Annotated in this window: 10 protein-coding genes and 1 pseudogene; 3 read left to right on the forward strand and 8 right to left on the reverse strand. The window is 65.9% G+C overall.

Annotation, left to right across the window (positions count from 1 at the left end; all coding sequences use genetic code 11):
• The first annotated feature begins 128 nt into the window (after positions 1-128).
• Complete coding sequence (locus tag QM806_RS13580; RefSeq protein WP_037206876.1) at positions 129-755, forward strand: TetR/AcrR family transcriptional regulator; 627 nt, start codon at positions 129-131, stop codon at positions 753-755.
• Between the two features lie 26 nt (positions 756-781).
• Here QM806_RS13580 and QM806_RS13585 read toward each other — a convergent pair whose 3' ends face one another.
• From QM806_RS13585 to QM806_RS13620, 8 genes and pseudogenes are all read right to left on the reverse strand, one after another.
• Complete coding sequence (locus tag QM806_RS13585) at positions 782-3,154, reverse strand: serine/threonine-protein kinase (protein WP_283291725.1); 2,373 nt, start codon at positions 3,152-3,154, stop codon at positions 782-784.
• A gap of 341 nt (positions 3,155-3,495) precedes the next feature.
• The gene (gene tkt / locus QM806_RS13590; RefSeq protein WP_283291727.1) at positions 3,496-5,661 is read right to left on the reverse strand and encodes a transketolase; all 2,166 of its coding nucleotides are present in this window, start codon (positions 5,659-5,661) and stop codon (positions 3,496-3,498) included.
• Positions 5,662-5,761: 100 nt separating this feature from the next.
• A pseudogene (locus QM806_RS13595) lies at positions 5,762-5,848 on the reverse strand (3-hydroxyacyl-CoA dehydrogenase family protein); the annotation flags it as partial.
• A 446-nt stretch (positions 5,849-6,294) separates the two neighbouring features.
• On the reverse strand, positions 6,295-7,308 hold the full coding sequence (gene fgd, locus QM806_RS13600) for a glucose-6-phosphate dehydrogenase (coenzyme-F420) (RefSeq protein WP_005561299.1): 1,014 nt from the start codon (positions 7,306-7,308) through the stop codon (positions 6,295-6,297).
• Between the two features lie 39 nt (positions 7,309-7,347).
• Entirely contained in the window at positions 7,348-8,349 is a 1,002-nt protein-coding gene (glpX, locus tag QM806_RS13605) for a class II fructose-bisphosphatase (protein ID WP_283291729.1), read from the reverse strand.
• The gene (gene gnd, locus QM806_RS13610) at positions 8,346-9,296 is read right to left on the reverse strand and encodes a phosphogluconate dehydrogenase (NAD(+)-dependent, decarboxylating) (protein WP_257237456.1); all 951 of its coding nucleotides are present in this window, start codon (positions 9,294-9,296) and stop codon (positions 8,346-8,348) included. Before gnd ends, glpX begins: the two co-directional genes overlap by 4 nt.
• Positions 9,297-9,351: 55 nt before the next feature.
• Positions 9,352-10,782: an aldehyde dehydrogenase family protein gene (locus QM806_RS13615; RefSeq protein WP_005561305.1), complete on the reverse strand. Its 1,431-nt coding sequence runs from the start codon at positions 10,780-10,782 to the stop codon at positions 9,352-9,354.
• A gap of 82 nt (positions 10,783-10,864) precedes the next feature.
• Positions 10,865-12,331, reverse strand: a complete 1,467-nt coding sequence (locus QM806_RS13620; protein WP_122975577.1) for an aldehyde dehydrogenase family protein — start codon at positions 12,329-12,331, stop codon at positions 10,865-10,867.
• A gap of 283 nt (positions 12,332-12,614) precedes the next feature.
• Here QM806_RS13620 and tal point away from each other — a divergent pair, with 283 nt between their 5' ends.
• Together tal and pgi are read left to right on the forward strand one after the other, a co-directional pair.
• Entirely contained in the window at positions 12,615-13,892 is a 1,278-nt protein-coding gene (tal, locus tag QM806_RS13625) for a transaldolase (RefSeq protein WP_005561310.1), read from the forward strand.
• Between the two features lie 4 nt (positions 13,893-13,896).
• Positions 13,897-15,543, forward strand: a complete 1,647-nt coding sequence (gene pgi, locus QM806_RS13630) for a glucose-6-phosphate isomerase (protein ID WP_005561312.1) — start codon at positions 13,897-13,899, stop codon at positions 15,541-15,543.
• Positions 15,544-15,752 lie beyond the last annotated feature (209 nt).

Genomic DNA, 15,752 nt, shown 5'->3' on the forward strand with positions numbered 1-15,752 from the left:
CGATTCGGTAGTCGAGAAGGGGGGCTTTGTGCCTCGGCCCCCGCTCGAGGGGCTGTGAGTTACAGTTCACCTCACCTAATCGGACGGGTACAAGTCGCATTGTGGGGCAGATCGGGAGGGTTCAGCGAATGGGCACTGGCCAGCGAAAAGACCCCTCTCAGCAGCGGTCGCAGGAGACGGTCGCGCGCATCTTGTCGGCAACTGGTCAGGTTTTGCGGGCCAAGGGGTACACCGGCTGCAGCACGAACGCCATCGCGGAGGCCGCCGGCATCTCGAAGGGGTCGGTGTACCAGTATTTCGCGAACAAGGACGAGATCATCGAGGTCCTGATCGACAAGATCATGGAGGAAACCACGGCTACGTTCGGGACGCAGCTCGAGCACGCCGTCGCGAAGGGCACGTTCCTGAAGGACGCGGCCCTGCAGTCCCAGCTTCTCGCAGTCCTGGACAGGTATCGCGACATCCTCGGTTCGCTGCTCAACGACGCGCCGCACGTGGCCCTCACCGCTCACCGTTCGGTCCGCATCGAGGAACGGTGCCGCGACCTGTTGCGTACGTATGTGACGTTGAATCCGTCCGCGATCGGTCCGGGGGTCGACCTCGACGCGCTGCTGCTGGTGCTCACCGTCAGTTACCGGGAGGTGAGCCTCGAATACCTCCGCCGTGACCTCCGCGACCGGCGAAACGAGCTGGCCACCGTCCTCTACGACATGACGATGGGCGGCCTCGCCGGGCGTGCGACACGCGGGGTGTAACGCGGAGGGGGCTTCGGGAGACATACCTAGTGAGCCCATGGCGCTGTCGGACCCCGACCCGGCAGCGTCAGGGGCCTTCTTTTTGCGCTCCTACCGCCGCCGCCCGGTCGGCGACCCGGCACCTCCAGCCACACGACCCTTTCGAGCGCGCGCAGATCGCTCTCGATCCGCCGGAACAACTGGTACACGGCGATGAAGGCGAAGATGCCGCCCAGACACAGCGCGCGCACCGTCGCGTTCACGGCGTCGCCCGTGGTTCCACCGACGAAGCTGAGTCCGGCGACCCCGATCAACGGGACGGCCGCCGCGACGGCGAGGTACCGCGGCATGCCTCGGCCGAGGGCCCGGATGTTGCGGCCGTCGCTTCCGCGCAACTCGCCGTGCGACAGCAGGATCGGGTAGAGGCACCGCACCGCGTAGAACGTCAGGATGAAGAAGGGGTAGGCGAGCGCGACCGCCCCGCACACGGCGAGGGACGCGAGGAGTTGCGTGTATGCGCCCAACGAAATCCCGCCGGCGGTGATCTCCAGGGCGACCGGGTAGGCGACGCCGGCGACGACCCACAACCCGAAGCTGACCACGACCGCGCGATGGCCGAGTCCGAGCGTCGTGGCTCGCGCCTTCTCCAGCACCTCGGAACTGTAGGTTCTGCCGTTTCGGAGTCCTCGCGGCACCGTGAGCGCGAGTCGACACCAGTAGACGATGAGCACTGCGCCCAGCGGGAATGCGATCCCGCCGATCACCAGGTGCACGAACTCGAGATCCTGCTGCGCCTCGACGGGCAGCGTCGCGATGATCAGCACCTTGTTGTAGTAGTAGTTGTATCCGGCTGCCAGCAGGTTCGGGATGCCGACGGCGGCGATCACGATCGGAAGCGCCCACCGCCACATCGTGGACCGCAGGCTTCCCGGTGCCGGGTCGACGAGATCGCGGGCGTGCGGGTCGAGGCACAGCGCGAACTGCCGTGTCAGCTTCCGGCCACTCGACCACCGGTCGTCCCGGTCGGGTGCGAGCGATTTCACCAGGATGCGCCGCAGCGCGGCGGGACAGTCCTCGGGGAGCGCGGATCGTTCCGGGTCCACGCCCCGGCGTCGGGACTCGAGAAGAGCCTGAGGCGTCGGCGGGGACGTGGTCCCGTCGTCGTCCGGGAAGGGCCGGGCCCCGGTCAGCATTTCCCACAGCATGACGCCCAACGCGAAGATGTCGCTGCGGGTGTCGAGGTCGGACGCGGTTCGGTGGGTGCCCGGGTCGATGACCTCGAGCTGTTCGGGCGACATGTACGCGACGGAGCCGCCGATGAATCCTCCGGCGCCGCGATTCTCGACGCTGTCGCTCGAACTGACGTTGAAGTCGGCCAGTTTGGGGATGCCTTCGAGTCCCAGCAGTACGTTCGCCGGTTTGATGTCGCGGTGCAGGACGCCGTGCGCCCGGGCGTAGTCGAGTGCGTCGGCGAGCCGCAACCCGATCCACGCGACCGTCTCCGGCCACGACAGTGCGGCGATCTCGTCTCGAACACTCGAATACTCGGGCCGGATCTCGCCTCTCTCCTCGAGGATCCGGTCGACCGAATCGAGCAGCAGCTGTCCGGATCGCTGCTCGGGCGGGGTCTTGCGGACCAGCCGCACCACGTCGAGGAGCGTGCCGCCGGGCACATATTCCATGAACAGCACCCGCAGCCGGCGGTCCTCCAGCACCCGCTGGTCGTAGACGCGGACGATGTACGGGTGGTCGAGCTGCGCGAGTGTCTGCGGCTCGTTGCCGATGTTGCGGGAGATCTTCAACGCCACCCACCGCTGCATCGAACGCTGCCGGGCGAGGAACACCCGCGCGAACGCGCCATGACCGAGTTCCATCATCAGGTCGAAATCGTCGAGGCGCTCACCGACGTCGAGGTCGTCGCCCGGACCGAGTTCCGCGGTGATGGTCCGCCGGTCCATGCGGCGGTCGTGTTCGAGGAGGGTCTCGAACCGGGCCGCCTGCTGCGGATACTCGGCGACGTACTCGGCGGGATCGACGTCGGCGCCACTCTGACGGCGGACCCGGTACTCCAGGTAGACGAGTTCCGGTGGCAGTGGTTCCGCGAGCAGCTCCGGGAATTCGAGGCAGTAGTCGGCGATGCGCTTCGGGCTCCCCGACCGCAGCCACCGGTACTCGAGGTCGACCTTGATCAGCTCGATCAGCGCGGCCCGCCTGATCGCAGCCGTGTCGGGGAGATATTCGGTGAGCTCGGCCGGCGAACCGGAAGACTCCCAATCCGCGACCAGGCGCTCGACCCCGCTTTCCACGACGAACACCGATTCGGCGCCCGACGTCGTCGTCGACGGCAGCTGAGTGTCCTGACCCAGTTCGGTGGGCGGCCCAGACGCGACCGTCGAATCACTCGGCGGGCGATCGTTCATGGCGGTCCGATTCCGGGCGGTGCAGATTCCGGGAGGTGCAAAGGGGATGTACTTGCCAGGGTATTCCTGACGGTGCGTGCTGGGTACGGAACAGCGGGCCGGCCTTCACGGGTTCCCGGCGGGTCCGGAACCAGTGCGAGGGTGTTCACCCATGGCGAGCAATGATGTGGTCCTTGGTACCACCACGAACTGAACGGGCAGGTAATCACGCTCGAGGGCCCTTCATCACCTCTGATTCCGCCCCGAGCATCTCGATGGAGCCCCGCTCCACCAAGTCACATTCACGACCAACGGACCAGAACTGAGAGGTTTGCGTGTGGGGTCAGGCACTGTGTGCGTAGTCAGTTCGCTCTGGTCGCTGCGGTAGGACTGCTCGTCAGCGGAGGCGGAGCGTGCAGAGAGCGCTTGGCGTGTGCGAGTGAGCGCTGTGCGGCGGCGGTGACGGCTTCGGCGGTGAAGCCGAACTCGCGGAACAGGGTCTTGTAGTCGGCGGAGGCGCCGAAGTGCTCGATGGAGACGATTTCGCCTGCGTCGCCGACGAAGCGGTACCAGGGCATGGAGATGCCGGCTTCGACGGAGACCCGTGCCTTGACCGTCGGGGGGAGGACGCCGTCGCGGTAGGCCTGGTCCTGGGCGTCGAACCATTCGACGCAGGGCATGGACACGACCCGGGTGGGGATGCCGTCGGCCTCGAGGGTCTCGCGGGCGGCGACGGCGAGCTGCAGCTCGGATCCGGTGCCGATGAGCACGACCTCCGGTGCGCCGGTGGAGGCGTCGGCGAGGATGTAGCCGCCGCGGGAGACGCCGTCGTAGCTGGTGCCCTCGAGGACGGGTAGGTCCTGGCGGGTCAGGGCGAGGCCGGCGGGCGCGCGGGTGGCCTCGTCGGCGCCCTTCTCGAGGACGGCGCGCCAGGCGTGGGCGGTCTCGTTGGCGTCGCCGGGTCGCACGACGTACAGGCCGGGGATCGCGCGCAGCGCGGCGAGGTGCTCGATCGGTTGGTGGGTGGGCCCGTCCTCGCCGAGTCCGATGGAGTCGTGCGTCCACACGTAGGTGACCGGGGTCTTCATGATCGCGGCGAGCCGCACGGCGGGACGCATGTAGTCGCTGAAGACGAGGAAGGTGCCGCCGTAGGGGCGGGTCGGTCCGTGTAGCGCGATGCCGTTGAGGATCGAGCCCATGGCGTGTTCGCGGACCCCGAAGTGCAGGGTGCGGCCGTAGGGCTGGGCCGTCCACATCCGGGTGGAGATGGCTTCGGGACCGAAGGAGTCGGCGCCCTTGATGGTGGTGTTGTTGCTCTCGGCGAGGTCGGCGGAGCCGCCCCACAGTTCGGGGAGCACCGGTCCGACGGCGTTCAGTACGGCGGCGGACGCCTTGCGGGTCGCGATGCCCTTGGGATCGGGCTCCCAGGTGGGGAGCACGTCGGCCCAGCCGGCGGGAAGGTCGCGGCCGATCAGGCGGTCGAGGAGCTTCTTGCCCTCGGGGGCGCGGTGGGTCCACTCGGCGTACTGGGCCTGCCAGTGCTTGTGTGCCTGGGCGCCGCGCTCGACGACCTTGCGGGTGTGGGCGATGACCTCGTCGGCGACCTCGAACGTCTTGTCCGGATCGAAGCCGAGCGCCTTCTTCACGGCCGCGACCTCGTCGGCACCGAGGGCGGCGCCGTGCGCCGCGCCCGTGTTCATCTTGGTCGGTGCGGGGTAGCCGATGATGGTGCGGAGCAGGATCAGCGACGGCTTGTCGGTGACCTCGCGGGCCTTGTTCAGGGCCTCTTCGATGGCGACGACGTTCTCGCCGCCCTCGACGATCTGCACGTGCCAGCCGTACGCCTCGTAGCGGGCGGCGGTGTCCTCGGACAGCGCGATGGCGGTGTCGTCCTCGATGGAGATCTTGTTGTCGTCGTAGATCAGGGTGAGGTTGCCGAGCTGCTGGACGCCGGCGATGGAGGAGGCCTCGGAGGTGACGCCTTCCTCGATGTCGCCGTCGGAGGCGATGACGTAGATGTGGTGGTCGAACGGGCTGTCGCCGAGGGCGGGCTCGGGGTCGAAGAGGCCGCGTTCGCGGCGGGCGGCCATGGCCATGCCCACGGCGGAGGCGAGGCCCTGACCGAGCGGCCCGGTGGTGATCTCGACACCGCGGGTGTGGCCGTGTTCGGGGTGGCCGGGGGTCTTCGAGCCCCAGGTGCGCAGCGCCTGCAGGTCGTCGAGTTCGAGACCGTAGCCGGCGAGGTACAGCTGGATGTAGAGGGTGAGGCTGGAGTGCCCGCAGGACAGCACGAACCGGTCGCGGCCGATCCAGTCGGCGTCGGTGGGGTCGTGGCGCATGACACGCTGGAAGAGGGTGTAGGCGAGGGGGGCCAGGCTCATGGCCGTGCCGGGGTGGCCGTTACCGACCTTCTGCACCGCGTCCGCGGCGAGCACCCGGATGGTGTCGACGGCCTTGGTGTCCAATTCGGTCCAGTCGGCGGGGTGAACCGGTTGCGTGAGGACGTGGATGTCGTCTGTGATCGACACGGGCAGAAGTCTCCTGTTGCGGGGTGGGAAATATGGGCACTCGATCGCTGCCGGTGCCGGGACTGATTCTGGCCGTCCATTTCTCGACGGGTGGTCTGGACTATGTGTAGGAGTAGAAACCCTGGCCGGTCTTCTTACTCAGACGACCGGCATCGACCATGCGCTGTAACAACGGCGGCGGGCTGTGCTGGCATTGCTGTCGAGTCGTCCCGACTTGACGGCACGGGCGAGGGACGACTGGGTACGGTCCGTTGCGGCATTGGCCGAGGTGATGTCGCGCTCGAGAATGGTCGCTGAAACACCTGCTCGTGCAACTACTTCCGACATCCCTTCCCCATTATTCCGCCGCCGATGACGCCCACTCTCTTCACGTGATCTCCTTGGTCTTCAGGCTGGTCGAGCGACTGGATCGGCTCTCGGGCAGAGAAGTTGGGTGCCCGGTGAAAAGTCGTACAGCGGCGCACCAGGCGATGGCGACGAACGGCCCGGGTGAGTGGTGGGAATTTCCAGCCACTCCGTAGGGCCGAACACCTGGTGCGCCGCAGACGGTCATCGCACTGTCTATGGCTGGACGTGTGCGGTGACGGTCACCGCGGTGTCTGGCTGGACGGTGCGGTGACGGGCTGGGGTGAGCTAGCCGAGCCGGCGAAGCCGGGGTGCCAGGTCACGCTCGAACAACTCGAGGAAGCGCTTCTGATCGTGACCGGGAGCGTGGAAGACCAGGTGGTTCAGCCCTGCGTCGATGTAGGGCTTGATCGCCTCGACCACTTCGTCCGGGTCGGCGCCCACGATCCACCGCTTCGCGACCTGCTCGATGGGGAGCGCATCCGCGGCGGCCTCCATCTCGATCGGGTCGGTGATGTCATGTTTCTGCTCGGGTGTCAGGGACAGCGGCGCCCAGAATCGGGTGTTCTCCAGTGCCTGTGCGGGATCGGTGTCATAGGAAATCTTGATCTCGATCAGACGATCGATGTCCTCGAGCTTCCGTTCGGCCTTCTGTGCGCCCTCGGCGACGGCTGGCATCAACTTGTCGTTGTAGAGCTCCATGCCTTTACCGGAGGTACAGATGAATCCGTCACCCGCGCGACCGGCGTAGCGGGCGACGACCGGACCGCCTGCCGCGATGTACACCGGAATGCCCTCTACGGGAACGTCATAGATCGAGGCCCCGGTGGTGCGGTAGTACTGACCTTCGAAGTCGACCCGGCCGCCCTTCCACAGTTCGCGCATGAGCTGCACGGATTCGCGTAGGCGGGCAAAGCGTTCCTTGAAATCGGGCCAATCGCCTTCGAACCCGGTCGCGATCTCGTTGAGCGCCTCACCGGTGCCGACCCCGAGCATCACCCGTCCGGGGTAGAGCAGTCCCATCGTGGCGAATGCCTGAGCGATGACTGCGGGGTTGTACCGGAATGTCGGTGTCAGAACCGAAGTGCCGAGCTGGATCCTCGTGGTCCGCTCACCGACGGCCGTCATCCACGCCAGGGAGAACGGGGCGTGGCCACCCTTGTGCCGCCACGGCTGGAAGTGGTCGCTCACCATGGCGCTGTCGAGTCCATGACTTTCGGCGAGCACTGAGAGTTCGACCAGTTCACGTGGGCCGAACTGTTCCGCCGACGCCTTGTACCCGAGCTTGAGTTCTGCGGTCATGTGCGTTCCTGCTTTTCTGTGTGTGTACGAAGTGGGTCGTCAGCCGTGGAAGTCCACCGCGGAGTACTCACGGAGTTTGTTCAGACTGTGTCGTCCGTCGATCATCCGGACCGTGCCGGACTTGGATCGCATGACGATCGACTGGGTGGTGGCTCCGCCGGCGGCGTATCGCACCCCGCGGAGCAGGTCACCGTCGGTGACACCCGTCGCGCAGAAGAACACGTTGTCTCCGGAAACGAGATCCTCTGTATGAAGCACCCTGTCGAAGTCGTGGCCCGCATCGATCGCTCGCCGGCGTTCGGCATCGTTGGTGGGGGCGAGCCGGCCCTGGATCGCGCCTCCCATGCATCGCAGTGCCGCGGCTGCGATCACGCCCTCGGGGGTGCCGCCGATCCCCAGCAGCATGTCCGGTGCCGAACGTGGATCCGCGGCTGCGATGGCACCGGCGACGTCTCCGTCCGCCAGCAGTTGGACCCTGGCTCCGGCGTCTCGCACGGTATTGATGAGGTCGCCGTGGCGGAGTCGGTCGAGTACGGCCACTGTCACGTCCGAGACCGACGACTTCTTCGCTCGTGCCACACGTCGGATGTTCTCGTGGACCGGCGCGGTGATGTCGATGACGTCGGCGGCATCGGGACCGACTGCGATCTTCTCCATGTAGAACACCGCAGACGGATCGAACATCGTTCCGCGCTCGGATACCGCGAGCACGGCGATGGCATTGGACATTCCCTTGGACATCATCGTAGTTCCGTCCACCGGGTCGACCGCGACATCGCACTCGGGACCGTCACCGGTGCCGACGCACTCGCCGTTGTAGAGCATGGGGGCGTTGTCTTTCTCGCCCTCGCCGATCACGACGACTCCGCGCATGGTCACGGAGTTGATGAGCTGCCGGATTGCGTCGACTGCGGCGCCGTCGCCGCCGATCTTGTCGCCCCGTCCCACCCAGCGTCCAGCGGCCATCGCGGCTGCTTCCGTTACGCGGACCAGTTCGAGGGCGAGATTGCGGTCCGGCTTCTCCCGGCGGCTCACTGTCATCGGGCCGCTGCCTTCACCTGATCGAGTGCAGCGTCTGCCCTGCTCGTGGAGTGTCCACCGAACTGATTCCGCAGGGCGGAGACCGCTTTCATCGACGGTGAGGTCTCTTGCCTGCTGGCGAACCGGGCGAAAAGCGCAGCCGAGATGACCGGTACCGGAACGGCATTGCGGATTGCCTCTTCGACGGTCCACCGGCCTTCTCCGGAGTCTTGGGTCCAGCCGGAGATCCCAGACAGCTCGGGATCGTCTTTGAGGGCGCGCACGAGGAGGTCGAGGAGCCACGATCGCACCACGGTGCCGCGGCTCCAGGCCTCGATCACTGCCGGGACGTTCTCGACGAGTTTCGTGGCCTCGAGCAGCTCGAAGCCCTCAGCGTACGCCTGCATGAGGCCGTACTCGATCCCGTTGTGCACCATTTTTGAATAATGGCCTGCTCCAATGGGTCCCGCGTGTACGAAGCCTTCGCTGCGCGGGCCTTCGGGGCGGAGGGCGTCGAAGAGCGGCATCGCCCTGTCGACGTGTTCCTCGGATCCGCCCACCATCAACGCGTAGCCGTTCTCGAGACCCCAGATTCCGCCGGACACACCGCAGTCGATGTACCCGATCCCTCGCGCGTCGAGCGCCTTCGCGTGGTGGATGTCCTCGCTGAAGCGGGAGTTGCCTCCTTCGATGACGAGGTCGCCCGGAGAAAGCGCCTGTGACAGGTGCGTGATCGTCTCCTGCGTCGGCGCACCCGCCGGAACCATCACCCAGACGATGCGCGGTGGGGGAAGTGCCTCGACGAGCGCGTCGATGGACGAGACGTCGGAGCTGTTGACGTGCGGGTCGTAACCGAGAACTTCGGTGCCCGAACGGCGGAGCCGTTCGCGCATGTTGAAGCCCATCTTTCCCAGCCCGATAAGCCCGATCTGCATAGCGTGGAGCCTTTCCGAATCGACAGAGCACAACCGGTGGGGGAGGCCGAGCCCCGTGGGCACGCGTGCTCGACCCCCCGTGGGTGTGTCAGTTCTGGTTGTCCCCGAAGATGGCCTTCACCTCGAGGAAGTCCTCCAAACCGAACTTGCCGAATTCACGACCGTTGCCGGACTGCTTGTATCCACCGAACGGCGCATTGGCGGCCAGCGGGGCACCGTTGAGGTGCACCATTCCGGTCCGCATCCGCCGAGCGACCTTCCGAGCACGTTCGGGGTTTCCGGAAGACACCATGCCGGCGAGCCCGTATTGCGTGTCGTTGGCGATGCGCACCGCGTCGTCCTCGTCTTCGTAGCCGATGAACATCATCACAGGCCCGAAGATCTCCTCCTGCGCGATCGTCATGTCATTGGTGACGTCGGCGAAGACGGTGGGCTTGACGAAGTAACCCTCCTGCAGCCCGTCCGGGCGGCCGGTGCCACCGACGACGAGCGTGCCGCCCTCGTCGATGCCCTTCTGGATGAGTCCCTGGATCTTGTCGAACTGTGCCTGCGACACCACGGGACCGACGGTCGTGCCCTCCGCATCCGGAGCTCCGACGACGATGGTGGCCGCGGCCTTCTTCGCGATCTCCACAGCCTCGTCCATGCGATCCGCGGGGATGAGGATGCGGGATCCGGCGTTGCAGGACTGGCCCGAGTTCACCACCATGCCGGTGACGTCGCGAGTGATGACGTCTTCGAAGTCGGCGTCGTCGAGCACGATGTTGGCCGACTTGCCGCCGAGTTCCTGGGCGACGCGCTTGACCGTCGGGGCCGCGTTCTTGGCGACCTCGACGCCGGCCCGCGTCGACCCGGTGAACGAGACCATGTCGACTTCGGGGTGCGCGGACAGTGCCGTTCCCACGGTCAGGCCATCACCGTTGACGAGGTTGAAGACGCCTGCGGGAACACCGGCTTCGTCCAGGATCTCGGCGAAGATGATTGCGTTGAGGGGCGCGATCTCCGACGGTTTGAGCACCATCGTGCATCCGGCTGCGAGGGCGGGTGCCACCTTGGCGACGATCTGGTTGAGCGGCCAGTTCCATGGGGTGATGAAGGCGCAGACGCCGACCGGCTCGCGCACCACGGTCGTGGTGTCGATCTTTTCCTCGAACGTGAAGTTCTCGAGGGCGTCGAGCGTCGCCATGAAGTGCCCGAGACCTGCCGGTGCCTGAGCGGCCTCCGCGAGGCCGGTGGGCGCTCCCATCTCGCTGGTGACGGCGCCCGCGAGGTCCTTCATACGCCGCTTGTACACCTCGATGATCTTCTCCAGCAGGGCGATACGCTCGGCCGGGGTGGTCGACGCGAAGCTGTCGAACGCCGTGCGTGCGGCGGTGACTGCGAGGTCAACGTCCTGCTCGTTGCCCATCGCGATGGTGGCGATCGGCTTCTCCGTCGCCGGGTTGATCACCTCGAGCGTCTTCGAGCCGATCGGGTCTACCCAGGTGCCGCCGATGTAGAACTTCTGAGTGTGGTCCATCATTTTCCTCCGTCGAAGTGTTGGTGGTGCTGAAAAGTGCTGGGGCCAAGCGATTGATCTCGAAAATGTGCGATCGCCCCCGTCAGTTCGGCGATCTGAGATAGACCGTTTTGGTGGTGGTGAAAAATGTGCGGGCAGCCTTTCCCTGCTCACGATTCATGCTGCTCGAGGCCTTGACTCCGCCGAACGGGACGTGCGGCTCCACACTCGCCGTCTCCCGATTGACATGCACCAGGCCGGAATTGATCCGGCGCACGAACTGCATGGCTTTGGAGATGTTCGATGTGAACAGCGAGGCCGACAGGCCGAACACGGTGTCGTTCGCCGCGGCCAGCGCTTCGTCGAAATCCTCGACCTCGGTCAGGACGAGCACCGGGCCGAAGATCTCCTCCCGCACGAGTCGGCTGGACGGGGCCACACCGGTCAGCACCGTCGGTTCGAGGAAGCAACCCTCACCGTCTGCCTTGCCGCCGACAAGGATGTCCGCACCTTCCTCGTGTGCGAGCCGAAGATACTCGACCACGGTGTCGCGTTGCTCCGGTGAGGACATCGGCCCGATGTCGGTGGCCTCGTCGTACGGGTTGCCCACCACGAGTCGGTTGACCTGGGCGAGCAGCAGTTCGCGGAATTCCGTGGCCACCGGGCGCTGAACATACACGCGACTGGTGGCCGTGCACCGCTGTCCGGCGGCCAGCATGGCTCCGCGAACGACCTGCACGGCCGCGTCCTCGAGTTCGGCGTCCGCCAGCACGATGGCGGGGTTCTTGCCGCCGAGTTCGAGTTGCACCTTGACGTTGCGGTCTGCGACCGCCTCACGGAGGCGGACACCGACACCGTTGGATCCGGTGAAGGTCAACGCCGCCAAGCGGTGGTCCCCGGTCAACGAACCGGACAGGGAACGGCCCTTGCCGGTGATCAGATTGAGCACACCCGTCGGCAGACCCGCCTCGGCGAAAATCTCGGTGAGCAACACCGCGCTGCCTGAGGCCACTTCCGCCGGCTTCCACACCACGGAGTTGCCGAATGCGACTGCGGGAGCGATTTTCCACGTCGGAATCGCGAACGGAAAGTTCCACGGCGTGATGGCGCAGACGATCCCGAGGGGTTGCTCGACGGTGAGCAGTACGGTCTCGGGGTCTGCGCTCGGGTAGGTCTCGCCCGAGGGCTGCAGCAGATCGCCGGCGTAGTAGCGCAGGATCGCAGCGCTGCGCAGCACCTCGCCGCGGGCGTCGCGGATGGCCTTGCCCATGTCGGCGGTGAGCCGGCGAGCGGCCGTCTCGACCCTGGCCTCGAGCAGGTCGGCTGCTCGGCGCAGGACATTGGCGCGTTGGACGGCAGGTGTGGCCGCCCATCCCGGCTGTGCCTTCTCGGCCGCGTCGTAGGCGCGGCGGACGTGAGCGGGAGTCGCCGACGCGAAGGTGCCCGACAGGCGATCTGTCCCGTATGGCTCGAATCGTTTAAATGTCTGTTCCGAGGTGCACCACTCGCCATCGATGAAGAGCGTCGCGGCGTCGTCGAGGAGCGTTGCAGACACAGAGGTGTTGGACATGGTCACCTGACCTGGGGCATGGAAGGAGTCGAACGTGGGATTTCGGTTCTTTCACCTGCGGCGATGGAGCGCGATGACGTCGGAGTAGGCGTGTCGCGTCCGGGAATCCCGCCGGGGTGTCCGAGTCGGAGCGTCATCGCGGCGATCAGGCCGGCCGAGGGGCTCGGGGAATCGTGGGCCATGAGGTTGTCAGGGGCATTCGGCATGTGATGAGATTACCTCCGGGGTAGAAACGTTTACATGACAATATGTGCCCATGCCGGAACGGTCAAGGAGACTTCGAATGAGAAACGATCGAGGGCGCACTGTTCGCCCCCACGAGTACCTCGACACCGACGAAGGGCCAGCGTGGGAGGAGCGCAACTCCGCGGAATCCCCGGCCGCGTCCGGCCCTCTCCAGCGGCTGTCCGCCGCCGGCGTTGCAGTGTGGCTCGACGATTTGTCTCGTCACCGCCTGGCGTCGGGGAGCCTGGACGCACTCGTGCGGAACTGGTCCGTGTGCGGCGTGACCACCAACCCGTCGATCTTCGAGAACGCCCTGCGGTCGGGTGAGGCCGCCTACGGTGAGCAGCTCCGCGAGCTGGCGATCGCGGGGGCGGATGCCGCCGAGGCCGTACGAGCGTTGACCACCACCGACGTTCGCTGGGCCTGCGAGATTCTGCAGGAGACGTACGAACGATCCGGAGGTGCCGACGGATATGTCTCGATCGAGGTGGACCCCTACCTGTCGCGCAACGTGCCGGGCACCGTCGCAGAGGCCCGCGACCTTTTTCGCTCGATCGGCCGCCGCAACGTCCTGATCAAGATTCCGGCGACGGCCGAGTGCCTTCCCGCCATCACACAGACGCTCGCGGCCGGCATCGGCGTCAACGTGACGCTGATCTTCTCTCTCGAACGTTACGAAGGCGTCCAGGACGCGTTCCTCGCCGGTCTCGAGCAGGCCCGCGCGAACGGCCACGACCTGGCCGGAATCCAGTCGGTGGCATCATTTTTCATCTCCCGAGTAGACACGGAAGTAGACCGGCGCCTCGGCGAGGACCCTCGCGACTACTTGCGCGGGGCGGCAGCGATAGCAAACGCCAGGCTCGCCTACGAGAAGTTCGAGACGATGCTGCTGAGTCCTCGATGGCGCGCGCTCGAGGCCGACGGCGCCCACCCGCAGCGCCTCCTGTGGGCATCGACCGGTGTGAAGGACCCCGCGTACTTCGACACCCGGTACGTCACCGAGTTGATCGCCGCCCGAACGGTGAACACGATGCCAGAGGAGACGCTACGCGCCGTGGCCGATCACGGCGTCGTGGACGGCGACAGTATTTCCGGTACATACGACACCTCGCGCACGGTGCTCGACAAGCTCACGCTCGCCGGAGTCGATTACGACGACGTCGTCCGTGGGCTCGAAGCGGAGGGACTGCGGAAGTTCGAGGTCGCCTGGAACGAACTCACCTCGACCGTCGCGCTGCTTCTCGACGACGCCCGCGCGCAGATCGACCGGTCCCGTATCCCAGTACAGATGCCACCGTCGTTCCCTGTCACGGCGGTCCAGACTCGAGAAGTGTGAGGCGATGATGGAATTCCTTCAAACCCCGGTCGATCAGCGGCCGCAGTGGGCCGCGCTCGCGAAACACCGAGCACGCCTCGACGGAGTATCGCTTCGCCGACTCTTCACTGAAAATCCCGGTCGCGCTGCCGAGTTCACCCTCGGTGTCGACGGACTGCTATTGGATTACTCGAAGAACCTCGTCGACGCCGAGGTGATCGGCGAGTTGGTCGACCTCGCCTACGCCGCCGGGGTGGACCGGCGGATCGAGGCGATGTTCGCGGGGGAACGAATCAATACGACCGAAGATCGCGCCGTGGCACACGTGGCATTGCGCGCCGCACGCGGTGAGCGAATGGTGATCGACGGAGGTGACGTCGTCCCGGGGGTGCATCAGGTACTCGACGACATGGCGGCCTTCGCGACCCGGATCCGGTCGGGAGCGTGGCTGGGATACACGGGGAAGGCCATCAAGAACGTGGTGAACATCGGGATCGGCGGGTCGGATCTCGGTCCCGTGATGGCCGCCGAGGCGCTGTCGGCCTACTCGGATCCGGAACTGAACGTCCGTTTCGTCTCCAATGTCGACGGCTCGGACATCGTGTCGGCGGTCCGGGATCTCGACCAGAGCGAAACCCTGTACGTCGTCGTGTCCAAGACGTTCACGACTGTCGAGACACTGACGAATGCGCGCACCGCGCGCCGGTTCCTGGTGGACGCGCTCGGCAACGAGGATGCGGTCCGCAGACACTTCGTCGCCGTCTCCACCAATGCGGAACAGGTGCGTCGCTTCGGGATCGATAGCGAGAACATGTTCGGCTTCTGGGACTGGGTCGGCGGTAGGTACTCCGTCGAGTCGGCGGTCGGACTGTCGTTGATGATCGCGATCGGGCCGGAGAATTTCGCCTCGATGACCGACGGCTTCCGTGCGATGGACACTCATTTCCGCGAGGCGCCGTTCGCCCGCAACATGCCGGTGCTCCTCGCACTGATCGGACTCTGGTACAACAATTTTCACGACGCTCAGACTCATGCCGTCCTGCCGTACAGCAAGTACCTCGCACGCTTTCCGGCGTACTTGCAGCAGCTGGACATGGAGAGCAACGGCAAATCGGTGGACACCGAGGGACGGCCGGTCCGGGTCCGTACCGGCCCGGTCGTGTGGGGCGAACCCGGTACGAACGGGCAGCATGCCTTTTATCAGCTGCTGCACCAGGGCACCCATCTCGTCCCCTGCGACTTCATCGGCTTTCTTCGTCCCGTCGACGGTCCTGACGAACACCACGATCTGTTGATGGCGAACTTCTTCGCTCAGACCGAGGCGCTCGCCTTCGGCCGCAGCGCGGAGGAAGTGGCGGCTGCCGGGGTGCGGGCCGACCTCGTCGCGCACCGAAGTTTCGCGGGGGACAGACCGACGAACACGCTGCTGGCGGGCAGGCTGGACCCGTTCGTGCTCGGTCAGCTGGTGGCTTTGTACGAGCACAAGGTGTTCACCCAGGGGGTTCTGTGGGGGATAAACTCGTTCGATCAATGGGGTGTGGAGCTGGGCAAAGTGCTCGCCCACCGCATCGTCGACGAGCTCTCTCAGGACGAGCCGCCCGCGCTCGGTCACGATGAATCGACCAACTCCCTGGTCTCGCTGTACCGGAAGGCCGCGGCCCGGCGGGTGTAGTCACGGACCGGTGGAGACCGACACGTTGCCGCCGTGCGCTGAGGGAACAGGGCTGTCCACGGTGCGGTATGTGCAGGTCCCGGGCCTGGGGACGGCGTCCGCGACAGGCACGCGAGAATCCTCCAGAACACTTGACGCTCCATAACGGCTCTTGTAGATTAGAAACGAATCCAGTCGGCATTACAACAGGTGGGATGCCAGATTAGATC

It is taken from the genome of Rhodococcus sp. IEGM 1351, from assembly GCF_030056875.1.
GTDB lineage: Bacteria > Actinomycetota > Actinomycetes > Mycobacteriales > Mycobacteriaceae > Rhodococcus_F > Rhodococcus_F opacus.